The sequence below is a fragment of the Leucobacter luti genome (assembly GCF_050310065.1).
Classification (GTDB): Bacteria; Actinomycetota; Actinomycetes; order Actinomycetales; family Microbacteriaceae; genus Leucobacter; species Leucobacter luti_B.
Genome location: NZ_CP190007.1, coordinates 3040528 through 3064135, shown reverse-complemented (window position 1 = coordinate 3064135; position 23608 = coordinate 3040528). Strand labels below are relative to the sequence as shown.

General features: G+C 70.0%; 20 protein-coding genes. 9 read left to right on the top strand and 11 right to left on the bottom strand.

Features of this window, described 5'->3' with window-relative positions; all coding sequences use genetic code 11:
* Positions 1-28 precede the first annotated feature (28 nt).
* The 4 genes from ACOPJ3_RS13915 to ACOPJ3_RS13900 all read right to left on the bottom strand — a co-directional run bounded on the left by ACOPJ3_RS13915 (position 29) and on the right by ACOPJ3_RS13900 (position 4232).
* Positions 29-838 (bottom strand): ABC transporter permease, encoded by an 810-nt coding sequence (locus ACOPJ3_RS13915; RefSeq protein ID WP_427869760.1) that lies wholly within the window; start codon positions 836-838, stop codon positions 29-31.
* Between the two features lie 24 nt (positions 839-862).
* Complete coding sequence (locus ACOPJ3_RS13910; protein WP_427869759.1) at positions 863-1747, bottom strand: ABC transporter permease; 885 nt, start codon at positions 1745-1747, stop codon at positions 863-865.
* Positions 1748-1897: 150 nt separating this feature from the next.
* A complete protein-coding gene (locus ACOPJ3_RS13905) occupies positions 1898-3079 on the bottom strand; it encodes an extracellular solute-binding protein (protein ID WP_427869758.1) in 1182 nt (393 codons plus the stop codon).
* Positions 3080-3152: 73 nt separating this feature from the next.
* Positions 3153-4232: an ABC transporter ATP-binding protein gene (locus ACOPJ3_RS13900; protein WP_427869757.1), complete on the bottom strand. Its 1080-nt coding sequence runs from the start codon at positions 4230-4232 to the stop codon at positions 3153-3155.
* A 175-nt stretch (positions 4233-4407) separates the two neighbouring features.
* Between ACOPJ3_RS13900 and ACOPJ3_RS13895 the strand changes: the two genes are divergently transcribed.
* Both ACOPJ3_RS13895 and ACOPJ3_RS13890 read left to right on the top strand, forming a co-directional pair.
* The gene (locus tag ACOPJ3_RS13895) at positions 4408-5214 is read left to right on the top strand and encodes a FadR/GntR family transcriptional regulator (RefSeq protein ID WP_427869756.1); all 807 of its coding nucleotides are present in this window, start codon (positions 4408-4410) and stop codon (positions 5212-5214) included.
* 31 nt (positions 5215-5245) lie between these two features.
* Complete coding sequence (locus tag ACOPJ3_RS13890) at positions 5246-6004, top strand: hypothetical protein (protein ID WP_427869755.1); 759 nt, start codon at positions 5246-5248, stop codon at positions 6002-6004.
* 85 nt (positions 6005-6089) lie between these two features.
* Here ACOPJ3_RS13890 and ACOPJ3_RS13885 read toward each other — a convergent pair whose 3' ends face one another.
* Positions 6090-7220, bottom strand: coding sequence for a mannose-1-phosphate guanylyltransferase (locus ACOPJ3_RS13885; RefSeq protein WP_427869754.1), 1131 nt, complete (start codon positions 7218-7220; stop codon positions 6090-6092).
* Positions 7221-7438: 218 nt separating this feature from the next.
* On the opposite strand from ACOPJ3_RS13885, the gene sdhC reads away from it, so the two are divergent.
* The 5 genes from sdhC to ACOPJ3_RS13860 are packed head-to-tail and all read left to right on the top strand — an operon-like array spanning position 7439 to position 11942.
* Positions 7439-7855, top strand: a complete 417-nt coding sequence (gene sdhC, locus ACOPJ3_RS13880) for a succinate dehydrogenase, cytochrome b556 subunit (protein WP_427869753.1) — start codon at positions 7439-7441, stop codon at positions 7853-7855.
* An 18-nt stretch (positions 7856-7873) separates the two neighbouring features.
* On the top strand, positions 7874-8314 hold the full coding sequence (locus tag ACOPJ3_RS13875; protein ID WP_427869752.1) for a succinate dehydrogenase hydrophobic membrane anchor subunit: 441 nt from the start codon (positions 7874-7876) through the stop codon (positions 8312-8314).
* Positions 8315-8366: 52 nt separating this feature from the next.
* Positions 8367-10178: a succinate dehydrogenase flavoprotein subunit gene (sdhA, locus tag ACOPJ3_RS13870; RefSeq protein WP_427869751.1), complete on the top strand. Its 1812-nt coding sequence runs from the start codon at positions 8367-8369 to the stop codon at positions 10176-10178.
* A gap of 3 nt (positions 10179-10181) precedes the next feature.
* Positions 10182-10946, top strand: coding sequence for a succinate dehydrogenase iron-sulfur subunit (locus tag ACOPJ3_RS13865; protein WP_427869750.1), 765 nt, complete (start codon positions 10182-10184; stop codon positions 10944-10946).
* Between the two features lie 27 nt (positions 10947-10973).
* Entirely contained in the window at positions 10974-11942 is a 969-nt protein-coding gene (locus ACOPJ3_RS13860; RefSeq protein ID WP_427869749.1) for a YihY/virulence factor BrkB family protein, read from the top strand.
* Here ACOPJ3_RS13860 and ACOPJ3_RS13855 read toward each other — a convergent pair.
* Positions 11862-12791, bottom strand: a complete 930-nt coding sequence (locus ACOPJ3_RS13855; RefSeq protein WP_427869748.1) for an RNA polymerase sigma factor — start codon at positions 12789-12791, stop codon at positions 11862-11864. The two genes, ACOPJ3_RS13860 and ACOPJ3_RS13855, sit on opposite strands and share 81 nt — an antisense overlap.
* Before the next feature lie 382 nt (positions 12792-13173).
* Here ACOPJ3_RS13855 and ACOPJ3_RS13850 point away from each other — a divergent pair, with 382 nt between their 5' ends.
* Positions 13174-14466: a thymidine phosphorylase gene (locus ACOPJ3_RS13850; RefSeq protein WP_427869747.1), complete on the top strand. Its 1293-nt coding sequence runs from the start codon at positions 13174-13176 to the stop codon at positions 14464-14466.
* Between the two features lie 3 nt (positions 14467-14469).
* Here ACOPJ3_RS13850 and ACOPJ3_RS13845 read toward each other — a convergent pair whose 3' ends face one another.
* The 5 genes from ACOPJ3_RS13845 to ACOPJ3_RS13825 form a co-directional block, all read right to left on the bottom strand.
* On the bottom strand, positions 14470-15429 hold the full coding sequence (locus ACOPJ3_RS13845; RefSeq protein WP_427869746.1) for an ADP-dependent NAD(P)H-hydrate dehydratase: 960 nt from the start codon (positions 15427-15429) through the stop codon (positions 14470-14472).
* 5 nt (positions 15430-15434) lie between these two features.
* Positions 15435-17222, bottom strand: a complete 1788-nt coding sequence (locus ACOPJ3_RS13840) for a phospho-sugar mutase (RefSeq protein ID WP_427869745.1) — start codon at positions 17220-17222, stop codon at positions 15435-15437.
* Between the two features lie 554 nt (positions 17223-17776).
* The gene (locus tag ACOPJ3_RS13835) at positions 17777-19135 is read right to left on the bottom strand and encodes a flavin monoamine oxidase family protein (protein WP_427869744.1); all 1359 of its coding nucleotides are present in this window, start codon (positions 19133-19135) and stop codon (positions 17777-17779) included.
* 149 nt (positions 19136-19284) lie between these two features.
* The gene (locus ACOPJ3_RS13830) at positions 19285-20826 is read right to left on the bottom strand and encodes a PucR family transcriptional regulator (protein WP_427869743.1); all 1542 of its coding nucleotides are present in this window, start codon (positions 20824-20826) and stop codon (positions 19285-19287) included.
* An 89-nt stretch (positions 20827-20915) separates the two neighbouring features.
* Entirely contained in the window at positions 20916-22145 is a 1230-nt protein-coding gene (locus tag ACOPJ3_RS13825; protein ID WP_427869742.1) for a flavin monoamine oxidase family protein, read from the bottom strand.
* Positions 22146-22481: 336 nt separating this feature from the next.
* Between ACOPJ3_RS13825 and ACOPJ3_RS13820 the strand changes: the two genes are divergently transcribed.
* On the top strand, positions 22482-23606 hold the full coding sequence (locus tag ACOPJ3_RS13820) for an extracellular solute-binding protein (RefSeq protein ID WP_427869741.1): 1125 nt from the start codon (positions 22482-22484) through the stop codon (positions 23604-23606).
* The last annotated feature ends 2 nt before the right edge of the window (positions 23607-23608 follow it).

The following is a 23608-nucleotide window of genomic DNA, read 5'->3' as shown; positions in this document are numbered from 1 at the left end:
AGCGGGAGCGGCGCTCTCGCCCCACCCCCTACTTCGCGTCGCCCGCGGCCGACGCCTTCTGCGAGAAGTACACGGGGATGAGCGAGAGCAGGATCATGACGGTCGCGACGACGTTGACCTGGTTGACCTCGTTCGGGCGGGCCATCTGGTTCATGATCCAGAGCGGCAGGGTCTCGACGCCGGGCGGGGCCGTGAAGATCGTGACCACGATCTCGTCGAAAGAGAGCGCGAAGGCGAGCAGGCCGCCGGCGATGAATGCGCTCCTGAACTGCGGGAACGTGACGAGCCGGAAGGTCTGGCCGATCCCGGCGCCGAGGTCCATCGAGGCCTCCTCGAGGTTCGGGTTCATGCGGCGCAGGCGCGCGATCACGTTGTTGAACACCATGACCACGCAGAAGGTCGCGTGGGCGATGATCATGCCCCAGTAGCTGACGTGGATCCCCATCGGCTTGAGCACCTGGTGGAAGGTGTTCGAGAGCGCGACACCGGTGACGATGCCGGGCAGGGTGATCGGCAGAACGATCAGGAGGTTCACGGTGTGCTGGCCGAAGAACTTGAAGCGCTGCAGCGCGAAGGCGGCGAGCGTGCCGAGGAGCAGCGCGAAGGCGGTCGCAACCGACGCAACGACGACGGAGTTGAGCAGCGCGGCGTGCACGGCCGGGTTCGTGAGCGCCTTCCCCCACCACTCGAGGGAGAAGCCGGGGATCGGCCAGCCGGCGACGCGGCCGGAGTTGAACGAGTTCATGACGATCACGAACAGCGGGATGTACATGAATCCCAGCACGATCAGGGTAATGGCGGCGAGTGCGATCTTCGTCGCGCGGTTCAGTCTGAGCATGATGCTTCCTCTTCGCTCCCGTGCCTACAGGTTGTTCAGCGCGCCGGTGCGGCGGACTGCGGTGAGGTAGATGACCACGAGCACGATCGGCACGATCGAGAACGCCGCGGCCAGCGGGGGGTTCAGGTTGATGTTCTGGGCGATGATGCTGCCGATCATCTGGGTGGAGCCGCCGACGTACATCGCGGCGATGTAGTCACCGAGGCTGAGCGAGAAGGTGAAGATCGAGCCAGCGATGAGGGAGGGCAGCAGGAGCGGGGCGACGACGGTGCGGATCGTGCGCCCGCCGCCCGCGCCGAGGTCGGACGAGGCGTCGAAGAGGTTCGCCGGGATCTGGGAAACCGCGGCGTATACCGGGATCGCCATGTACGGGAACCAGAGGTAGACGAGGGTGAGGATCACGGTCAGGACGCCGAAGCCTGGCCCTTCGATCCCGAGCGGAGAGAGCGACCAGTTGAAGAAGCCGTTGTCGGTCCAGACGAGGCGCATCGCGATGATCTTGACGAGGTAGCCCGCCCAGAGGGGGAGCGTGATCAGGATCGCGAGCACGACGCGGAGCTTCGGGCCGGCGACCTTCGCCATGAACACGGCGAGCGGCACGGAGAAGACGGCGCAGATGGCGGTCACCGCGAGGGCGATCCCGAGCGTGCGCAGCGCGGTCGCGAGGTACGCGGGGACCGTGACGAGCTGCTGGAAGTTCTCGAGCGTGAAGCCCGGCTTGACCCGCGAGGTGAAGGGGTCGGTCGTCCAGAAGGCGGTGATGAGCATCAGCGCGAGCGACAGGATGTAGACGCCGATCAGCCACGTCATCGGGAGTGCGAGCAGCGAAGCTAGCCGGCCCTTGGGGTGGCGGTAGAGCGCTGTCGAGAGCGGCTTGGGGCATCGTTCCAATACGGTCTTGGAGCTCACGATGGGTCCTCGCTGACATTGTGTGAGTGCGGTGTACGCGCGTGCGGTGGTGGGGCTGTGGTGGGGAGGAAGGGGTGTAAGTGAGGTGATGATCCCGGGCGGCGGCGCTCGCAGCGGAGGCCGCCGCCCAGGATCAGGACTCGGCGGGACTTAGCCCTTGACCGTCGCCCAGGCGTTGGTCCAGTCCTGGTAGTTCGTGCACTGCACGTCCTTGCGGCCGTCGAGGCACTGATCGATCGGGGTGGTCCAGAACCACACCTTCTTGAAGTACTCCTCGTCGGTCGCGTTGTAGTACTCGCAGTGCTCCTTGGCCTCGTCGCTCGTCTCGCAGAACGCCGCGTTCGCGGGCGCCATGCCGAAGTTCATCGCGATCTGGCCGTTCACATCGGGAGCGCTCGTGTAGTCCATCCACGCGTACGCGCAGTTCGGGCTCTTCGACTCCGCGGCGAGCATCCAGGCGTCCGACCAGCCGGTCGAGCCCTCCTTCGGAAGCACGCTCTGGAACTTGTCCTCCTGCGTCGCCTTCCGCAGCACCTCCCACGAGGTGCCGACGACCGAGTTGCCGCCGGTGAACGAGGTCACGTTGGTCGCGGGCGACCAGTACTCGGAGACCATCTTGTTCTGCTGCTTGAGCAGGTCGGTGGCCGCCTGCAGCTGCTTCTCGTCGAGCGCGTAGGGGTTCTCGATCCCGAGATCCGGCTGCGTCGCCATCAGGTAGATTGCCGCGTCCGCGATGTAGATCGGGCTGTCGTAGGCCGCGATCTTGCCTGCGTACGGGCTGTCGTCTTCCCAGACGAGGCTCCAGCTGTCGGGGGTCTCGGTCACGACCTCGGAGTTGTACTCCATGATGTTCGCGCCGCGGCCGATCGGGATCCCGTACACGTTGCCGTTCAGGGTGTCGTAGAGCTGGCCCTTCATGCCCTCGACGATGTCGTCGCCGAAGTTCGGGATCAGCTTGGTGTTGAGCGGCTGGACGTTGCCGTCGACGATGAGGCGGAGGCTCGCGTCGCCCGAGGCCGACACGAGGTCGTACTCGCCCGTGCGCATGAGCTGGACCATCTCGTCGCTCGTCGCGGCGACCTTGCGGTTGACCTTGCAGCCAGTCTCCTCGGTGAACTTGTCGGCCCATGCTGGCTCGACGAAGCCCGACCAGGCGACGATGTTGACCTCGTCCTCGAAGTCGCCGAGCTTCTCGATCTGGGGGATGTCGGGGACGTCGATCTGCAGCCCGCCAGCAGCGTCGCCGCCGCCTCCGCCGCTCGAGGCGCAGCCCGAGAGGGCGAGTCCGACCGCCGCGACGAGCGCCGCGGGTATCAGCAGTTTCTTCTTCATCGTTACTCCTTTGGTGCGATGGTTGGGGTGGAAATCTCAGGACAGGGAAAACGCGGGGGCCGGATCGCGGCGCCTACGCCGCCGCCCCGCTCGTGGCCGACGCCGCGCTCGGCACGGTGACGGCGTGATCCGCCAGGAAGCGCAGGCTCACGGCGTCTCCGCGCGAGATGCTCGGCGTGGCCCGCGGCAGCTGCGTGTTTTGCTTCTCGGAGATGAACCGCGTGCCGTCCTCGGCCTCGACGAGGTAGCGCGTGTGCGCCCCCGCGTAGACGGTCTCGACAACGCGGCCGGGGATCGCGACGAGCCCCGCCTCGAGGGGAGCGCTCGGATCCGTGAGCGTGACCCGCTCGGGCCGCACGCTGTGCGCGTCCGAGGTGCCGAGGAGGCGCTGCGCCTGCTCGCCGCTCAGGAGGTTCGTGATCCCGAGGAAGCGGGCCACGAACTCGGTCTGCGGGAACTCGTAGACCTCGCGCGGGCTGCCGACCTGCTCGATCTTGCCGCCGTTGAACACCGCGACGCGGTCGGAGAGCGTGAGCGCCTCCTCCTGGTCGTGGGTCACGAAGACGAAGGTGATCCCGACCTCGCGCTGAATCTGCTTGAGCTCGAACTGCATCTGCTCGCGCAGCTGCTTGTCGAGGGCGCCGAGCGGCTCGTCGAGGAGCAGGACCTTCGGGCGCAGGATCAGGGCGCGCGCGAGGGCGATGCGCTGGCGCTGACCGCCCGAGAGCTGCGAGGGGCGGCGCTCGGCGACGTGGGCGAGCTGCACCTGCTCGAGGGCCTCGCCGACGAGGCGCTTGCGCTCCGCCTTGTCGACCCCGCGGACCTTCAGCCCGTAGGCGACGTTCTCGGCGATGCTGAGGTGCGGGAAGAGCGCGTAGTCCTGGAACACCGTGTTGACCTCGCGGTCGAAGGGCGCAGCGCTCGTCACGTCTTTCCCGTGGAGCAGGATCCGGCCGGCGCTCGGCTCCTCGAAGCCGGCGATCATGCGGAGCACGGTGGTCTTGCCGGATCCCGACGGGCCGAGCATGGAGAAGAACTCGCCGGCCTTGATGTCGATGTCGAGGTCCTTCACGGCGACGAGATCGCCGAAGTGTTTGTGGACCCCCTGAACGGAGACGGCGATGCCGTCTGTGGGGCGTGTGGTGTCAGGCATGGTGCCGATGCTCCTCAACGTCGTTGTCGAACCAATGCAGAAACCATAACATATGGGTTTATAGGTTATTGGCGGCCGCGGGCCGGAGAGGGATTACGATTCGGTCACGGCGGCACAGCGTTTCCCCACGGGCGGCGTGACAGACTCTGAGGACAACAAGATCCGGAGGTGGCAGATGAGTGAGACGCTCGCGCAGTCTCCGCCGAGCCGCCTCCGGACCGCGGCCTTCGCGCCGATCGGGGAGGAGGGCCGGACGGAGCTCGTCGAGTCCCGGATCGTGCAGGCCATCTCCGTCGGCGCGTTCACGGAGGGCGAGCGGCTCCCGAGCGAGACCGAGCTGTCGGCACTCCTCGGCGTCGCCGTCGTCACGGTGCGCGAGGCGCTCGGCGCGCTCAGGCACCGCGGCCTCATCGAGACGCGGCGCGGCCGCAACGGCGGCAGCTTCGTGCGCCCGAGCCACGGCTCCGTCGAGGAGGTGAACGCGCGGGCGCTCATGGCGATGCCCCGCGTCGCGCTCGCCGACCTCGGGGTGCACTACGAGGTGATCTCCTCGGCGTGTGCCGAGTTCGCGTGCCAGCGCGCGACGGGTGAGGAACTCGAGATCGTCGCGAGGATCCTGAACGAGACGCGGGATCTCGACCGGTATCTCTGGCGCAGGCGCGTGACCGAGGTGCAGCTCGAGCTCGCCGCGCTCAGCCAGTCGGTCAGGCTGACGAACGAGCACGTGAGGGTGCAGACCGAGTTCACGCCGCTCCTCGCGCTGCAGGATCTCGACGGCGAGGCCCGCCTCGCCACGCACGACGCGCTCGTGGAGCAGATCGAGCTCACGCGGGCCGGCGACGTCGCTGCGGTGCGCGCCGTCGTGCGCGCGACCATCCGTTCCTCGGTGCGCTGGCTGGTCTCCTACCGGAACGAACTGCTCGCCGCACCCGATGACGCCGGGATTCGTGCCACACTTGAGGCACGGCGACGGGGTGCATGATCCCGCGAAGACCTCACCGGGGAGGAGAAACGTGGCGGCACCAGGAGAAGTTGCATCGGCAGATCTGCGGTGCGCGATCGGGGGCGTCGACGAGTTCTTCGACGGCGTCTTCGCCCCGCTCGAGGCGTGGCTGCCCGAGCTCGTTGAGCAGCTGCGGCGCGCGCGTGCCGGCGGCCTCCTGACCGGAGCACAGTCCGCCGCGCTCGTCGAGCCGGGGGCCCACCGCGTGCTCGACTCGGTTGGCAGGCCCATCTACGGCGCGGGATACTGCGCGAGCGAGCTCGTCGTCGGCGAGGGCAACCCGCTCGCCTGGTGGCAGGGTGCGGAGCGCGGCCTGCTCGCCTCCTCGACCTTCGGGCCTGGTCAGGCCGCGATCGACCTCGTCCGACTCGAGTGGTATCGGGTGCCGGAGGAGACCGGGCGCCTCCACATCGCGGGCCCGTTCGTCGACTACCTGTGCTCGAACGAGGTCACGATCACCTCGGCGCTCCCGGTCATGGTCGACTCAGAGTTCTGGGGCGTCATCTGCGCCGACGTGCTCGTGTCGGCGCTCGAGAGCGCGCTCCTGCCGAGCCTCGCCGGCCTTCCAGGCGTGACGCTTGCGAACGTCAACGGCCGGGTCGTGCTGTCGACGGATCCCGACCTCGAAACGGGGGACCGGCTGCCAGGCGGCGGCGCGGCCGCGGAAGTCGGATCCGGATCCGGATCCAGCGCCGGATCGGGCCTCGCGACCGTGCACTCCGCCCGCTACCCGTTCTCGCTGGTGCTCCCCGCGAGGGGCGAGGGTTAGCCGTTGCTCCGTGGGGCGTTTCCCACTCCCGGCTGCGCTCACCCCGAAATCTGCGGCATGACGCCGCGCTCGGTAGTGCGAAGCGCTAGAGCAGGTGCCCGCCGCCCGCGACTTTCATGCGCGAGACCAGGTTCTTGACGTCCTGCGCCTTGCCCTTCGTGGTGACGAGCAGCACGTCAGCGGTGTCGACCACGACGACGTCCTCGACGCCAACGAGGGCCACGAGGCGGTCGCTCTCTGAGACGACGATGCCGCTCGAGGCATCGGAGAGCACTTGGGCGCCGTCGCCGAGCACGGCGAGGTCGCTGCCGCGGCGGCGCGTGAGGAGGTTTGCGACGGAGGCGAAGTCGCCCACGTCGTCCCAGTCGAAGTGCGCGGCGACGCACACCATCTTGCCCTCGGCCGCGGCGGGCTCGGCGACCGTGTAGTCGATCGCGATCTTCGGCAGCGTCGACCACAGCCGCTCGCGCACCTCGGCGCCCTGCTCCGTGCCCCAGGCGGCGGCGATCTCGCGGAGCGCGCTCACGAGCGCGGGTTCCTGCTTCGCCATCTGGTCGAGCAGCACCGTCGCGCGGGCGATGAACATGCCGGCGTTCCAGAGGTATCCGCCCTGATCGAGGTAGGCCTGCGCCTGCTCGGCGTCGGGCTTCTCGACGAACTCGGTGACGTCGTAGACGTCGAAGGAGGCGAGGTCGCCGCGGGCCCCGCCGCAGGAGATGTAGCCGAAGCCCGTCGCCGGGTGGGAGGGGTGGATCCCGATCGTCGCGATGTAGCCCGCGTCGGCCGCGCGCACTGCCGTCGTCACGGCGCGCTGGAACAGCACGTCGCCTCGGATCACGTGGTCGGCGGCAAAGGAGCCGAGGATCGCGTCGGGATCCCGCAGCTCGAGGAGCGCGGCGGCGAGTCCGATCGCGGCGGACGAGTCCTTCGGCTCACTCTCTGTCACGAGGTTCTCGGGGAGGAGCTCGGGCAGCTGCGACGCGACGGAGTCGCGGTGCGAGATGCCGGTCACGACCATGAGTCGCTCGGGCGGCGCGATCGGTGTGAGCCGGTCCCAGGTGGCACGGAGGAGTGAATCCCCTGATCCGGTGAGGTCGAGGAGGAACTTCGGCGCGTTGGCCCTGGAGAGCGGCCAGAGCCGGGAGCCGACCCCGCCGGCCGGGATCACGCAGGTGAAGCGTTCGAGCGCCGGTGTCGCGCAGGGGTCAGGTGACATGTGATCCAGACTACCGGCGCGGCCTGTGGAAACGGAGATCTCTCCACAGGGTGCCGCAGCGCGGCCCACGATGCCGGGAGCGCTTCCGAAAGGTGCCATAATGGGGGTCGCAGCGGATTCTCAGTAGAGGGTTCTATGTCGGGTGCGCCCGCGCTCACTGAGACTGCATTGTCAGCTGTCGAGCCATGCTCGACGTAGCAGGACCTAGGAGGAAGCCCGTGTCAGCCCAAACGGCAGAGGCCGCACCAGCGGCGAAGCGAACGAGCCGCCCGGGCGGCACGCTTTACCGCGGCAACGAGGGAATGTGGTCGTGGGTGCTGCACCGCATCACCGGCGTCGCCATCTTCTTCTTCCTCCTCGTGCACGTGCTTGACACGGCGCTCGTCCGCGTGAGCCCCGAGGCGTACAACGCGGTCATGAGCACCTACAAGACCCCGATCATGGGGCTCGGAGAGGCGGCGCTCGTCGGCGCGATCGTCTTCCACGCGTACAACGGCATCAGGATCATCCTGGTCGACTACTGGCGCAAGGGCGCCCAGTACCAGCGCACGATGTTCTGGATCGTCATCGGTATGTGGGTTGTCACGATGGCCGGCTTCCTGCCGCGCCACCTGATGAACGTGTTCGGGCACTAAGGCGAGGAGGATCAAGAGATGACCATGACGATTGACGCTCCCCGCTCGCAGGCCGCGAAGAAGAAGGGCACCAACTGGGAGAAGTGGGGCTGGATCTACATGCGCGTGTCGGGCGTCCTGCTCCTCGTGCTCGTGTTCGGCCACCTGTTCTCGAACCTCATGATCGGTGACGGCGTGCACGCGATCGACTTCGGCTTCGTCGGTGGCAAGCTTTCGCAGCCGTTCTGGAAGATCTGGGACACGCTCCTGCTCTGGCTCGCGCTGATCCACGGCGCAAACGGCATGCGGACCATCGTGAACGACTACGTCGTCCGCCCCGGCCTTGCGAAGACCTTCAAGGTGCTGCTCTTCCTGTCTGCGGCGCTGCTCATCCTGCTCGGCACGTTCGTGATCTACACGCTCGACCCGTGCCCGGCTGGTGCGGACCCGGCCCTCGTGGCCTCGTTCTGCACGAACTAGGCGCCAGAGCCCATCAGCGTTCCGCATCGAAGAAGCGAAGAAGAGGATCCACGTGACCACTAACACCCATCAGGGCGAGGATGTGACCGTCAAGGACGGCGTCACCTATCACCAGTTCGACGTCGTCATCGTCGGAGCAGGCGGCGCGGGCATGCGCGCAGCGATCGAGGCGGCCCCCAAGGCCAAGACCGCGGTCATCACGAAGCTCTACCCCACGCGCTCCCACACGGGCGCGGCGCAGGGCGGCATGGCCGCCGCGCTCGCCAACGTGGAGGAGGACAACTGGGAGTGGCACACCTTCGACACCGTCAAGGGCGGCGACTACCTCGTTGACCAGGACGCGGCCGAGATCCTCGCGAAGGAGGCCATCGACGCGGTCATCGATCTCGAGAACATGGGCCTCCCGTTCAACCGCACGCCCGAGGGCAAGATCGACCAGCGCCGCTTCGGCGGTCACACGCGCGATCACGGCAAGGCCGCGGTGCGCCGCGCCTGCTACGCCGCAGACCGCACGGGCCACATGATCCTGCAGACGCTCTTCCAGAACTGCGTGAAGCTGGGCGTCAACTTCTACAACGAGTTCTACGTGCTCGACCTCGTGATGACTGAGGTCGACGGTGTGAAGCGCCCCTCGGGCGTCGTCGCCTACGAGCTCGCGACGGGCGATCTGCACGTCTTCCAGGCGAAGTCGATCATCTTCGCGACCGGCGGCTTCGGCAAGATCTTCAAGACCACGTCGAACGCGCACACCCTCACGGGCGACGGGGTGGGCATCGTGTGGCGCAAGGGCCTGCCGCTCGAGGACATGGAGTTCTACCAGTTCCACCCGACCGGCCTCGCCGGCCTCGGCATCCTCCTCACGGAGGGCGCCCGCGGCGAGGGCGCGATCCTGCGTAACGCCTCGGGCGAGCGCTTCATGGAGCGGTACGCCCCCACGATCAAGGACCTCGCGCCCCGCGACATCGTGGCGCGGTCGATGGTCCAGGAGGTCCTCGACGGTCGCGGCGCCGGCCCGCACAAGGACTACGTCTACCTCGACTGCACGCACCTCGGTGCCGAGGTCCTCGAGACGAAGCTCCCGGACATCACGGAGTTCGCCCGCACCTACCTGGGCGTCGACCCCGTCACCGAGCCGGTTCCCGTCTTCCCGACGGCGCACTACGCGATGGGCGGCATCCCGACCAACAACGACGCCGAGGTGCTGAGCGACAACACGACCGTCGTCCCCGGCCTCTACGCCGCGGGCGAGTGCGCCTGCGTCTCGGTGCACGGCTCGAACCGCCTCGGCACGAACTCGCTCCTCGACATCAACGTCTTCGGCAAGCGCTCGGGCAACAACGCGGCCGACTACGCAAACGGCGCGGAGTTCGTGCCGCTTCCCGCGGATCCCGCGGCGGGCGTGCGCGAGATGGTCGAGGGCCTGCGCAACGGCAACGGCACCGAGCGGGTCGCGGATCTCCGCCGCGAGCTGCAGGAGGCCATGGACCGCGGCGCCCAGGTGTTCCGCACCGAGGACTCGCTCACCGAGGTGCTCGGCGTGATCCACGACCTGCGCGTGCGCTACATGAACGTCGGCGTCCAGGATCGCGGCAAGCGCTACAACACGGACCTGCTCGAGGTCATCGAGCTCGGCTTCCTGCTCGACCTCGCGGAGGTGCTCACCTACACGGCGCGCAACCGCAAGGAGAGCCGCGGCGGTCACATGCGCGACGACTACCCGAAGCGCGACGACGAGAACTACATGAAGCACACGATGGCGTACCTCACCGGCGATCCGCACTCGCCGAACCCCGAGGACCACATCCGCCTCGACTGGAAACCGGTCGTCGTCACCAACTACCAGCCGATGGAGAGGAAGTACTAAGTCATGAGCACCGTTACCGCTGAAGCTCAGGCGCAGGTCGAAGAGGCGCCCAAGCCCTTCACCGTCACGCTCCTCGTCCGCCGCTACCTTCCCGAGTCGGGCCGCGAGGCCTACTGGGAGGACTTCGACGTCGAGATGTACCCGACGGACCGGATCCTCGACGCTCTGCACCGCATCAAGTGGGATCAGGATGGCACGCTCTCCTTCCGCCGCTCGTGCGCGCACGGCATCTGCGGCTCGGACGCCATGCGCATCAACGGCCGCAACCGCCTCGCCTGCAAGACGCTGATCAAGGACCTCGACATTTCGAAGCCCATCTACGTCGAGGCGATCAAGGGCCTGCCGCTCGAGAAGGACCTCATCGTCGACATGGAGCCGTTCTTCGCGGCCTACCGCGAGGTGCAGCCGTTCCTGCAGTCGGGCAGCGCGCCCGAGCCGGGCAAGGAGCGCATCCAGTCGATCGTCGACCGTGACCGCTTCGATGACACGACCAAGTGCATCCTCTGCGCCGCCTGCACGACCTCGTGCCCGGTGTTCTGGACGGACGGCCAGTACTTCGGCCCCGCCGCGATCGTGAACGCGCACCGCTTCATCTTCGACTCGCGCGACGACCAGGCGCAGGTGCGCCTCGACATCCTCAACGACACCGAGGGCGTCTGGCGCTGCCGCACCACCTTCAACTGCACCGACGCGTGCCCCCGCGGCATCCAGGTCACGAAGGCAATCGCCGAGGTCAAGGCCGCAATCCGGTCCGGCAAGACCGCCTGATCCAGCTCCGAAGGACCGCAGCAACCGATGTCGCCCCAGAATTCGCACGCCCAGACCGGCCCGGACGCTGGGGCTTCATCGGTGAAGCGCGTCGTCAATCGCGGCGCCTCCCTGTGGCAGCGCCTGCAACGCACGCGCCCGATGCGCACGCTCTCCCACTTCACGGACGTGGGCGGCAGCGTGCTCTCGGGCGGCATGAGCTACCAGGCGCTGTTCGCCGTGTTCGCCGCGCTCTACGTCGGCTTCGCGGTGTTCGGAATCGTGCTGCGGGATCGACCTGAGCTGCTCGACACCCTCATTGAGCAGCTCAACACGTTCGTTCCCGGCCTCGTCGGCTCGGGTGACGACGCGGCGGTCGACGTCAAGATGCTGCTCGGCGCGAACCTGCTGAACTGGACGGGCGTGGCCGCCGGCGTCTCGCTGCTGTGGGTCGCGATGGCCTGGTTCACGGGGACCCGGCGTTCGATCCGGATCATCTTCGGCCTGGACGTGAAGGAGTACAAGAACGCGGTGCTGCTGAAGCTCCGCGACCTGGTGCTCGCCGTCACCTTCGGCCTGGCGATCCTCATCTCTGCGGCCCTCACGGTCATGAGCTCCAACGTGCTGGAGTGGATCGCCGAGGTGTTCAACGCGTCACCGGACAGCTGGTACCTCGGCACCCTCGGCACGGTCGTGCGCTACGCGGCGATGTACGTCTTCGATGTGGCCGTGCTCTACGCGATGCACCGGTATCTCGCTGAGATCAGGATCCCGCGCATGCGCCTCCTCGCCGGCTGCGCGCTCGGCGGGATCGCGCTCGTCGTCCTGAAGATCCTGGGCGGGCTGCTCCTGAACGGGGCCTCCTCGAACCCGCTCCTCGCGACCTTCGCGGTGCTCATCGGCCTGCTGCTCTGGTTCAACTTCATCTGCCGCGCCCTACTCCTTACAGCGGCGTGGATTGCGACCGGGATCGACCAGACGATCGGGCTCCCGCTTCAGGACACCGAGGCGGAATAGCGCGGCCTGGCCGTACTCGACGAGACCCACGGCGAACACCCCGGCCTCTGCGATGGACATCTCGGGGGAGCGGTGGCCGTCGAGCATGTCGAGGAACGAGCCGACCCCGGCGAGCGCCGCGAGCGCGGTCAGCACGAGCCGGCGGTTACGCGTGGCGAGCTCGTCGGAGGCCTTGGCGCAGGCGCGGCACTGCTGCAGGTGGCCAGCGACCTTGTCGCGGGCGAGGGTCGTCAGCCGGCCCATGTGATATCGCTGGAGCCGCTTGAGCACGGGCCGGCACGCGGCCTCGGCGCCCTCGACATCGATGTGAGCCTCCGCCCATGCGGTGCGGAGCGCCTTCCTGGCGCGCTTGGCGAGCGCCGAGACGCCGTTGGCTGAGAGGCCGAGGAGGGGCGCCGCATCGCGGGGTGCGAGCCCCTCGATTTCCGTGTACCAGAGCACCTCGCGCCAGCGCGGCTGCAGGCTGTCGTAGGCGCGGGCCGCAGCGGCACTGTCGAAAGCGATATCGGACCACGGGGCCGACCCGTCCGGCGCGGGCACGTGGTCGAACACCTCATTGGTCTGCTCGGGTGAGCGACGCCAGCTCACGGCGATGGAGCGGATCACGTGGTAGAGGTACGGCCGGAACGCGCCGCTCGGCCCGCCGCCCCGCCGCGTGATGTCGAGGATCCGCACGTAGGCCTCGTTGACGAGGTCGTCGGGATCCAGCTCCGGGGCGAGGCTTCGCGCCGCGACGATCCCCGCGAGACGATGCCGTTTCCACAGCGTCGCGAAGGCGTCGCTGCACCCGTCGCGGGTCTCCCGGATGAGTTCAGCGTCGCTCGGTGACGTCGGCTGACTGCAGGGCATTGGGCTTCTCCCACGGAATCTTGCGGGTGATGCGGCGCGTGACGCCTACCCGATCCGGAACCGTCGCGGACTGCGACGTGTGCCCTCCCCCGTATTCCATTATTGATGACGACGCGGGGCAAACGCCCCTTTTGGGGAATTGTGTTCATTTCTGTGAGAAAAAATCTCCATGCGTGCGTCATAAAGATGGGCGATCCGACTCTTATGAATTAGCCCGGCTCCTGCGCCATCCCCCCCCCCAGAGGTAACCCGGTGCGGGGGCCGGGCGCTACATCTCTCGAGGTGTGGCGGGAGGCTGCGTCGGGGTGGCCTCCCGCTCCTCGGCACCCGGCGCCGCTGGCCAGCTCCTCCGGCCCCCATCGGCCGCGACTAGGGTGGAGCCATGAGCGAGCAGCGCGCGGTGGAACCCTTCGACGTCGTCGACCTGATCGGACGCAAGCGCTTCGCGGAGGAGCTCGGCGACGCCGAGATCGCCTGGCTCGTCGACGCGTTCACGCGCGGGGTCGTCGCGCCGGAGCAGATGAGCGCGCTGCTCATGGCCATCGTGATCCAGGGCATGAGTCGGGCCGAGATCCGGGCCATGACGGCGGCGATGATCGCGAGCGGCGAGACGATGGACTTCACGGGGCTCGGCCGCCCCGCGATCGACAAGCACTCGACGGGCGGCGTCGGCGACAAGACGACGCTCCCGCTCGTCCCGCTCCTCGCCTCCCTCGGCGTCGCCGTGCCGCAGCTCTCCGGGCGCGGCCTCGGCCACACGGGCGGCACGCTCGACAAGCTCGAGTCGATCCCTGGCTGGCGGGCGGAGCTCACGAACGCCGAGATGACGAGGATGCTCACGGAGATCGGCGGGGTCATCTGCGCGGCCGGATCAGGGCTCGCGCCGGCCGACAAGAAGCTGTACGCCCTCCGCGACGTGACCGGCACGGTCGCGGCGGTGCCGCTCATCGCGTCGTCGATCATGAGCAAGAAGATCGCGGAGGGCGCCGGCGGGCTCGTGCTCGACGTGAAGTTCGGCTCGGGCGCCTTCCTGCCGGGGCTCGAGGATGCGCGCGAGCTCGGTGAGACGATGGTGCGGCTCGGCACCGACTCGGGGCTCCGCACGGTCGCGCTCCTCACCGACATGGACGCGCCGCTCGGCCGGGCGGTCGGCAACGCGAACGAGGTCAGGGAGTCGGTCGAGGTGCTCGCCGGCGGCGGGCCGGCCGACCTCGTCGAGCTCACCCTCGCGCTCGCGCGGGAGATGCTCGCGCTCGCTGGCATGCCCGACGTGGATCCCGCGCCGGCCCTCGCGGACGGCCGCGCGATGGACTCCTGGCGGCGGATGATCCTGGCGCAGGGCGGGGATCCGGACGCGGCGCTCCCCGTTGCACGTGAAACGGAGATCGTCCGGGCCGATCGCGCCGGGGAGATCGCGCGCGTCGACGCGCGCGCCGTCGGCGTGGCCGCGTGGCGGCTCGGCGCGGGCAGGGCACGCCCAGGAGACCCCGTCGACCACGCCGCCGGGGTCGAGGTGCTCGTCCGGCCCGGCGACACCGTGACCGCGGGCCAGCCGCTCTTCGAGGTCGCCTGCGACTCGCCCGGGCGGCTCGCCCGCGGCCTCGAGTCGCTCGCGGGCGCCGTCGAGTGGGGGAGCGCCCCCGAGCGCCCGCTCGTCGCCGGGCGGATCGCCTAGGCCTTAGGCGTCTTCCGCCGGGCCCAGGAGCAGCCGCACCGCGGAAGGCAGCGCCCCCGCGACGTCGAGCGCCGCGATCGGGCCTCCGCTGGTGTGCACGCCCGCGCCCTCGTCGTCAGGCCGTGAGTGGTCCCCCGCGGCGATCCGGGCCGCGAGGTCGTGGAGCAGTGCGGCCGTCGCGCCGAGCGGGCCGAGCAGCTCAGGATCGTCCCGCACGGCCCCGGCCCGGCCAGCGACGAGCGCGCCGAGGATGCCCGCGAGCACATCGCCCGTGCCAGCGGTCGCGAGCCAGGGGGTGGCCGGCCCCGCCGAGTAGCAGGCGCCGCCGGGGGTTGCGCAGACGCTCGTCGACCCCTTGAGCAGCACGGCAGCGCCGGTCCTGCCTGCCAGCTCGACCGCGGCGGCGGCGCGGGACTCGCCGTCTTCGGAGTCTCTGAGCCCGGGCATGGGGCCGAGCCCGAGCGACTCCCAGAGCGAGGCGAACTCACCGGAGTGCGGGGTCAGGATCCGGGGCGCACGGCTTCCGGAGGAGGTGTCGCCCGCGCCGATCCCGAGCCGCAGCGCGCTCGCGTCGACGACGACGGGCGCCTCCCCGGCGAGCAGCCCCTCGAGGGCCCTGCGCTCGGCGGTCGAGCGGAGGGTCGGATCGGTGCCCGAGCCGACGAGCCAGGCGTCGACCCGTGCGCCCTCCGGCAGGCCGACGACCGTCTCCGGCCGCGCGAGCAGCACGGCGGCCGCAGGCGTCGGCAGGCCGAAGCGCGGGGGCTCATCGTCGAGGGCTGGCACGAAGCGCACGAGCCCGGCCCCCGTCCGCCACGCGGCGGTGACGCCGAGCACGGCGGCGCCGGGAAACGCGGCCGAGCCGGTCCGGATCCCGAGCACACCCCTGCGGTACTTGTCGTCGTTGGCCGCCGGGCGCCGCACCCACGGGGCCGCCAGGCCGGGATCCCACTCGACGACCATGGCGGCTATCCGGCCACGAGTCCATCGAGGTAGGTGCGCACGCTCTTCTCGAGCTTGCGGAGCGCCTTCTCGGCGTCCCTGCGGCGCTCGGCGGCCGAACCCTCGTCGCTGAACGTGTCGAGGTAGACCTTGAGCTTCGGCTCCGTGCCGCTCGGGCGGATCATCACGCGCGCCCCGCCCGCGAGATCGTAGCGGAGCACGTCTGCGGGCACCTCGGCCGCACCGGGCACGAGCATGTCGATCGTGCGCTTGACCTTGGCGCCGCCGAGCTCCGACGGCGGGGCGTCGCGCACGGCGCTCGCGAGGGCGGTCGCCGCCGCCATCGAGTCGAGCCGGAGGGTCACCTGCGTGCTCGCGAAGTGGCCGAAGCGCTCGCTCGCGTGGTCGAGCAGATCCCACACCGTCTTGCCCGCCGAGCGCAGCTCGCGCACGAGCGCGATTGCGTCGCCGCTCGCCGAGATCCCGTCCTTGTCGCGCACGATGCGCGGGTGCGTGAGGTAGCCGAGTGCCTCCTCGAAACCGAAGATCAGCCCCGGAACGCGCGACACCCACTTGAAGCCCGAGAGCGTTTCGGCGTAGTCGAGGCCGTACTCCCGCGCGACCGCGCGCAGAGCGGGGGAGGAGACGATCGTGCAGGCCAGCGCGCCCCGCGGCCGTTCGCCCGCGATCTCCGCACGCGCGTGCTCGCGCTCGGCGGCGCGCCAGCCGAGCAGCAGGCCGAGCTCGTTGCCCGTGAGGCGGCGGTATCCCGAGGGCTCCTCGGGGTGGGGGAGCGCGATCGCGAGGCGATCCGCGTCGGGATCGTGGGCGACGATGAGGTCTGCGCCGATCTCGCGGGCGGTGCGCTCGGCGAGGTCGAGGGCGCCGGGCTCCTCGGGGTTCGGGAAGTCGACCGTGGGGAAGGCGCCGTCCGGGCGATCCTGCGCCGCGACCGGGGTCACGCTCGGCAAACCCGAAGACGTGAACACGCGCCTGGCGATGTCGGATCCGACACCGTGCATGGCCGTGTACGCGATCCTGAGCTGCGTGTCGGAGCCGACGGCCACGCCGGGATCGCCCGGCAGCTTCGGGAAGCCGGCGAGGAGCGCCGACGACGCCGATGCGACGTAGGCGTTCGCGACGCCCGGGCCGAGCACGGTGAAGTCGCGGGAGCGCGGCAGCTCGCGCACGGGGCGCTTGGCCGCGCGCTCGATGTGCGCCGCGATCTCGCCGTCCGAGGGCGGCACGATCTGGGATCCACCGTCGGCGTCGCCGAGGTACACCTTGTAGCCGTTGTCGCGGGGCGGGTTGTGGCTCGCCGTGATCATGACGCCTGCCGAGACGTCGAGGTAGCGCACCGCGAAGGCCGTGAGCGGGGTCGGGCCCGCCTCCGGCAGGAGGAACACCCTGATCCCGGCGCCAGCCATGATTTCCGCGACGTCGCGCGCGAAGACGTCGGACTTGACCCGGCCGTCATAGCCGATCACGATCGAGGCGGGCTGCGAGGTGGCGCCGCTGCGGGCGCGCTCGAGCAGGAACGCGGCGAAGCCGGCGCTCGTCTGCGACACGACGACGCGGTTCATGCGGCGCGGGCCTGCGCCGATCCTGCCGCGCAGCCCGGCCGTGCCGAAGGAGAGCCTGCCGCCAAACGCATCGGCCAGCTCGGCCGCGGCCCGGGCGTCGTCATCGCGGGCGCGCGCGATGAGGCGCCTGGCCTCATCCCGGGTCTCAGGGTCGAGGTCGGTCGACGACCAGGCCTCCGCAGCTGCGATGAGCTGCTCCAGCTGGGCCTGCTGAGCGTCGGGTGCCGCCATCGAGGTGAATCCTTCCTCCGGGAATTGCGCGTGGAATCAAGCTACCACCAGGTGCACCTCCCCACCCGTGCACGGGTAGACTCGGGCCCATCCGAGGCCTGGTCGGCCGCGGGATTTGGAGGAACCACCATGTGCTCACCCATTCGCTGCGAAACGTGCGGCAAGGTCACCTGGACCGGCTGCGGCCAGCACATCGAGGAGGCGCTCGCCGGGGTCCCCCAGGCCGAGCGCTGCACCTGCGAGCGGTAGGCGCGGGGCGCGGGGCGCCCGGCGCGGGGCGGCCTGGCGGCCGGCTGCACCTGCGCTCGCTCCGTATTCTGCGCTCGTTCCGAAGCTTTTCGCCCGAATCGTAGGAACGAGCGCAGTTTGCCGAGCGACTGCCGCGGCGTGGGCGCCCGCGCGCGGAGGTTGCACCTGCGCTCGCTCCGCATTCTGCGCTCGCTCCTAAGCTTTTCGCCCGAATCGTAGGAACGAGCGCAGATCGCCGAGCGACCGCCGCGGCGCGGCGGCACCCAACGCCCGGCCCCTACCCGGCGGCACCTACCCGGCGGCCCCTACCCGGCGGCCGCGATCCGGCGCGCCTCGCGCAGCGCGCTCTCGATCGCGCCGTCGATGAAGCCGCCCCAGAGGTTCGCGTTGTCGGTCGTCGCGAAGTGCACGCGGCCCGCGGGTTCCTGCAGCTCGGAGAGGTCGCGCGTGAGCTGGCCGGGGCGGTGCGTCATCCAGGTGTTGCCCGAGAGCGGGTCTTTCATCCAGTCGTGCGCCGTCACCTCGACGACCTCGAGTCCGGGGCGCACGGCGTCGACCGCGGCCTGCACCTGCGCGAGGTCCTCGACGTCGATCCGTGTGTGATCGGGACCAAAGCCCACGAGGATGGTGTGCGGGGTGCCGTCGTCGTCGACGCCGGGGTACTCACTCTTCAACACCGAGATGGGGTGCTGCTGCGTGCCGTAGGCGAAGAAGCGCGGGATCTCGCCCCGCACCTTGATCCACACCTTGGTGCCCTGCGACGCGACCGTCTCGGCGGCGGCGCGCCGCCACACCTCGGGCAGCTCGGGCGTGAAGCGGATCCCGGAGATCGCGTTGATGGGCAGCGTCGACACGACGCGCGCGGCGCGGATCCGCTCGCCGTCCGCCGTTTCGACGACGCAGCCTGAGGCATCCTGCGTCACCGCGGTCACGGTCGTGCCGAGCCGGATCTCCGCGGGGACGTCCGCCGCGATCGCCGCGGTCCACGCCGACATGCCGCCGACGACCCGGTACGTCGCCGAGGCCTCGTGCATGAGCTGCCAGTGCCCGCCCGTGGCGGCCACCCAGCGGTAGGCGCTCGAGATTCCGACCTGATCAAGCGGCGCGTTCACGTGCCCAACCCAGACGGACTCGTTGGCGGCGCGCGCCTCCTCGTCGAGCCCGAGCGCGTCGAAGCGATCCTGGATCGACAGCCCGTCGAGGCCCGCGATCCCGCCGTCGAGCGGCGCGACCCCGCGCGGCATGACCTCGCGCACGTCGTCGACGAGGAGCTGCTGCCCCTCGTCGATCACGGCCATGAACGCGTCGAGGTCGCCCGTCCTGGGCGCGCCGCCCGCGCCGAGCCAGTACGCCTCCTCGGCCTTCGGGCTGCGCACGATTTCGCGGCCGTATCGGGTCATCTCCGCCCAGGTGTGGGGCTGCACCCAGTGCACCCAGGTGCCGCCAAGCTCGAGGTCGTGGCCCATGCGGCGGTCCGTCCAGGTGCGGCCGCCGACGCGGTCCCGCGCCTCGAGCACGAGCACCGAGCGGCCGGCGTGCGCGAGCTCGCGTGCGGCCACGAGCCCGGCGAAGCCCGCCCCGATGACGACGACGTCGTACTCCCGCTTGCCGCCGCCAGGCGCGGTAGCCCCGGCAATCCCGGCATTCCCGGTGGTCTCAGTCATGTGGGTCTCCTTCGAACCTGTGAACCTTCAAGCCGGCGCGGGATCCCCAGCGCTCGCATCGCTTCAGCGTATGCAGGGGCAAGCCGCCTCGGCAACCGACCGGGTGTCGCGTGCCGGGCCGCCGGTCATACGTTTGTACGGCGGCCGGATCAGGATCCTGACCCGACCCCCGGCCCCGAGTCGAGCTCGCCGGCCGCGATCGCAGCGCGGATCGCGAGCCAGCACTCCGCGGCGTCCTCCATGCTGTTGAGGTCGCGCCCTGTGACCGCCTCGATCCGCGCGATGCGCGCGACGAGCGTCTGCCGGTGGATGAAGAGCCGCTCGGCCGCGCGCACCCAGCTGCGGTTCTCCTCGAGGAACACCCGCAGCGTGTGCACGAGCGGCGTGCCGCGGCGGCGCTCGTACACCTGCAGCGGGCCGAGCACCTGGCCGGCGATCGCCCGGAGCTGCCCGGGCTCGCGCGGCAGGAAGAGCGACCCTGCGCCCGCCGAGCCGAAGTGCGTCACGCCCGCGCCGTCGCCCGCCTGGGCGAGCGCGATTTCGGCCTGACTGAGCGCGCCGTGCACGCCGCCGAGGCCGCCGAAGGGCGCACTCACGCCGACGGTGCCGCTGCGGCCGGCGATCGCGCGGAGCGGGAGGGCGAGATCAGGGCTGGATCCCACGAGCAGCACGAGCTGCCCGTCCTTGATCGTCATGAGCGAGGGGACGTTCGCGGTCGCGAGCGCGAGCTGGGCCGCCTCGAGCGTGCCGCCGCCGACGACGCTCGCCGTGACGCACATCACGAGCGGCGCGACGATGCCGCGCGCGGCGAGGTGCTCGCTCGCGAACTCGAGCGGCACGGTGCCGTCGATGAGGTTCGCGAGCAGGATCGAGCCGTACATCCACTCACTGTGGCGGGCGGCCTGCTGCACCGAGAGCGCGCTCGTCACGATGCCGGCGGCGTGCTGCAGGAGCGACGGCTCGGGGGCCGCTGGGCCGTCGAAGGTAAAGCGGAGCGTCGGCCGGCCGAGCGTGAGGAGCGGGGTCTGGAAGCTCCGGCGGGCGGAGCCGGATCCTGATCCGGATCCTGATCCGGACCCGGATCCGGGGTCGGCCGCCGCATCGGGCTCGTCGCCGGCATGCCCCGTGAGTACCCGGTCGATCCGCCCGGGCTCGGCGCCGGCCCGCTCGTCGCGACCGGCGAGCGACACCTCGCCGCCCAGGATTTCGCCGAGCTCGGCGAGCAGCGGGGTGACGCCGTCGGCGTCAGCGTGGGCGCGGAGCGCGCCGTACATCCGCTCGGTCAGGCGGATCCGCTGGGTCCGCTCGCGCTCGGCGGCCTCGGCGACCGCGGTCGCGAGCACGATGTAGGGCACCTCGTACGCGGTCTCGAGCACCGGAAAGCCGATCTTTGCGGCGTGCGCGAACGCCGACTCGGCGAGCGGGGGAGCGGACATCTGCGCGCCGATCGTGACGGCTGCGATCCCCGCCCGGTGCATGCCCTCGTAGTAGGCCGCCTGGTCAGCGGCGTCCTCGGGCACCGCAAGCCCCGTCGTCATGACGAGCGCGTCCGCCCCGATCCAGCGCCACGGGTCCGGCAGCTCGGAGACGTGCGCCCACGAGATCCTGCGGTCCTCGCCGACGCCCGGCACGAGCGAGCGGGTCTTGACCGCGGGATCATCGAGCAGCGATCGCACGGTGAAGCCGGACATGGCACCAGCCTAAACCTGCGACGCGGCGGCCGCCCGCGTCGCAAATGCTGGCCTGATCTGGATCCCGAGCCGCTCGCTCGCTCGCCGGCTCAGAGGCCGAGCTCGCGGTTCAGCGCGGCGACGGCGCGGTAGCCCGAGGCGACCGCGCCCGAGAGCGACTGGGCGAGGCCAGTGTGCTCGCCCGCGATCGCGACGCGGCCGGCCGAGACGTCGAACGCGTCGGCATCGGCCGCGCTCCATTCGATGCCCGGCGCGCTGTAGGAGCCGCGGGCCCAGGGATCGTCCTCCCAGGTTGTAAGCAGCACGTCGCCGTCGATCTCGAGCTCGGGCCGCATGTCGCGAAGCGCGCGCACCCAGCCGTCCGGGCCCTCGCTCACGCGGAGCGCCTCGAGCGCGAACGGGCCGCCGGCGAAGCTCGAGAGTGCCGGGATCCGGTCGACGCCGTCGATCGACAACGATCGCCAGGACCACCAGGTGTGATCCGGATTCTGCAGCGCGGTGTCGGCGTCGACGCGCGTGAACGGCACGCCGAGCTTCGCCGCGACCCCCATGAAGCGGTGGTCGAGCGCGCGCTGCTGCGCCTCGGGCAGGTCGAAGCCGAGCTCCAGCTCGCGTAGCACGGGCAGCGGGACGGAGACGACCGCGGCGTCGCCCTCGAGCGCCGTGCCGTCGCTCAGCTCGACGCGCACCCCGGCGGCCGACTGCTCGACCCTCGCGACGGGGCTCTCGAGCCGGATCTTGCCGCCGAGCAGGGCGGCGATCGCGAGCGAGAGCGACTGGTTGCCCTCGACGAAGCGGCCGCCGTCCTCGATGTAGCCGCCGGCCGTGGACGACTCGTGCAGCAGCACGGCCTCGGCGCTCACGCGACTCGGATCCGCCGCGGCCGAGGTCGTCGTGCGGCGGTAGACGGGATCGAGGCGGTAGCCCTCGCCGAGCGCCGCCTCGAAGGCGCGCTCGAGCGACACGCCCGTCTCGCCGTCCGCGAGCATCTGCGCGAGCGTCCCTCTGACGCGCGCCCCCGTCTCGTCGAGCTCCGCGAAGGAGATGATCCGGCCGTTCACGGTGCGGCGGCCGTAGCGCACGTTGTGCGACATGATCGGCACGCCGATCTCCGCCGCGAGCCTCCGGATCGGGAATTCGGTGGGGAAGATGTACTCGCCGCCGCGCTCGGTCCACTGCCCGTTGCCGAGCTTCTCCGACCAGGTGCGGCCGCCGACGCGATCCCGCGCCTCGAGCACGGTGACATCGTGCCCAGCCTTGTCGAACTCCCAGGCGGCGGTCAGCCCGGCAAGGCCGGCTCCGATGACAATGATCTTCACGGTGGTGTCCCTCTCAGGCGCTTCGTTGGGCGAGCTGGTCGATCGCGGTGGCGGATCCCTCGCGCCCATCGTAGGGTGAGATGGCGGGCTTTGCTCCGGGTTCATACATTCGTACCGGGACGCCCCCTCGACCCGGACGAACATACGAACTTCGGCCCCCACGGTAACGACTGGGTAACTCGGCGGGCCCCCGCTTTCGGCCGCTTGGTAGCTTGTGGACGTCCCCGCAGCACGCGGCAAGGATGCCCGAGCCCGAGACGAGCCGAACGATACGCGTCGGATCGCAGGGTGAGGCGGCGGGGACTGAGATCACACTGATGTGAGGGAGTAACACCGATGCTGAAGAACTCCAGGTCCCGCCGGGGCCTTGCCGCCGTCGCGGGCGCCGCCGCGCTGGCTCTGACCCTGATCGGCTGCAGCGGGGGCGGTGGATCCTCCGAACCCGCGCCCGAGCACGACCTCGGCAAGCCCGTCGCAGGCGAGATCAAGGAGGGCGCGCTCAAGGGCGTCACGCTCACCTTCGCCGGATCCGGCGGCATCTTCCAGGACGGCCAGACCGAGGCCCTCTGGAACCCCTTCGCCAAGGCCTCGGGCGCGACCTTCAACCAGGACGCCTTCGACGCAGGCAAGTTGAAGGCCATGGTCGACAGCGGCAACGTCTCCTGGGACATCGTCAACACGACCCAGTTCGACACCGCCCGCGGCTGCGGCACCCTCTACGAGGAGTACGACATGTCGAAGGTCGACACGTCGAAGGTCCCCGAGGGCACCATCACCGACAAGTGCATGGTCCCGCAGATCCTCTACGGCCTCGTGGTCGTCTACAACACCGAGAAGTTCGGCGACAACCCGCCGACGAGCGCGGCCGACTTCTTCGACACGAAGAAGTTCCCCGGCAAGCGCACCGTCAGCCAGTCGACCTACGTCGACCCGCAGACCGTCGAGTTCGCGCTCACGGCGCAGGGCAAGGACGTCAAGAACCTCAAGGTCGATGACATCGAGGGCGCCTTCGACATGTACAAGGACCTCGGCGACAACGTCATCGGCTGGACCACCGGCGCGCAGGCTCAGCAGCAGCTCGAGGCGGGTGAGGCCGTCATGGGCCTCGTGTGGTCGGGTCGCGGCTACGGTGCCGCCGCCGCTGGCGCCCCCGTCGCCCCCATGTGGGACGAGTGGATGATCATGGTCGACTCGAACGGCATCCCGAAGGGCGTCAAGGACAAGGACGCGGCCTTCGCGGCGGTCAACTACTCGCTCGGCGCCGAGCAGCAGGCCAAGATGACCGAGCTCACCTCGTACGGCGGGGTCAACGTCGACGCGAAGCCGAACCTCGACGACACCCTCGCGAAGTGGATGACGACCGAGCACCTCGACACGGGCATCGCCCCGAACGTCGACTTCTGGGTCGAGAACTACGACGCGCTCGCCGCAGCCTGGGCCGGCTGGGCGACGGGTAACTAGGG

Bases quoted from the DNA above. Each gene is read 5' to 3' on its own strand.
- ACOPJ3_RS13915 (WP_427869760.1), bottom strand. From the start codon at position 838: ATGCTCAGACTGAACCGCGCGACGAAGATCGCACTCGCCGCCATTACC.
- ACOPJ3_RS13905 (WP_427869758.1), bottom strand. From the start codon at position 3,079: ATGAAGAAGAAACTGCTGATACCCGCGGCGCTCGTCGCGGCGGTCGGA.
- ACOPJ3_RS13900 (WP_427869757.1), bottom strand. From the start codon at position 4,232: ATGCCTGACACCACACGCCCCACAGACGGCATCGCCGTCTCCGTTCAG.
- ACOPJ3_RS13895 (WP_427869756.1), top strand. From the start codon at position 4,408: ATGAGTGAGACGCTCGCGCAGTCTCCGCCGAGCCGCCTCCGGACCGCG.
- ACOPJ3_RS13885 (WP_427869754.1), bottom strand. From the start codon at position 7,220: ATGTCACCTGACCCCTGCGCGACACCGGCGCTCGAACGCTTCACCTGC.
- ACOPJ3_RS13875 (WP_427869752.1), top strand. From the start codon at position 7,874: ATGACCATGACGATTGACGCTCCCCGCTCGCAGGCCGCGAAGAAGAAG.
- ACOPJ3_RS13865 (WP_427869750.1), top strand. From the start codon at position 10,182: ATGAGCACCGTTACCGCTGAAGCTCAGGCGCAGGTCGAAGAGGCGCCC.
- ACOPJ3_RS13860 (WP_427869749.1), top strand. From the start codon at position 10,974: ATGTCGCCCCAGAATTCGCACGCCCAGACCGGCCCGGACGCTGGGGCT.
- ACOPJ3_RS13855 (WP_427869748.1), bottom strand. From the start codon at position 12,791: ATGCCCTGCAGTCAGCCGACGTCACCGAGCGACGCTGAACTCATCCGG.
- ACOPJ3_RS13850 (WP_427869747.1), top strand. From the start codon at position 13,174: ATGAGCGAGCAGCGCGCGGTGGAACCCTTCGACGTCGTCGACCTGATC.
- ACOPJ3_RS13845 (WP_427869746.1), bottom strand. From the start codon at position 15,429: ATGGTCGTCGAGTGGGATCCCGGCCTGGCGGCCCCGTGGGTGCGGCGC.
- ACOPJ3_RS13840 (WP_427869745.1), bottom strand. From the start codon at position 17,222: ATGGCGGCACCCGACGCTCAGCAGGCCCAGCTGGAGCAGCTCATCGCA.
- ACOPJ3_RS13835 (WP_427869744.1), bottom strand. From the start codon at position 19,135: ATGACTGAGACCACCGGGAATGCCGGGATTGCCGGGGCTACCGCGCCT.
- ACOPJ3_RS13830 (WP_427869743.1), bottom strand. From the start codon at position 20,826: ATGTCCGGCTTCACCGTGCGATCGCTGCTCGATGATCCCGCGGTCAAG.
- ACOPJ3_RS13820 (WP_427869741.1), top strand. From the start codon at position 22,482: ATGCTGAAGAACTCCAGGTCCCGCCGGGGCCTTGCCGCCGTCGCGGGC.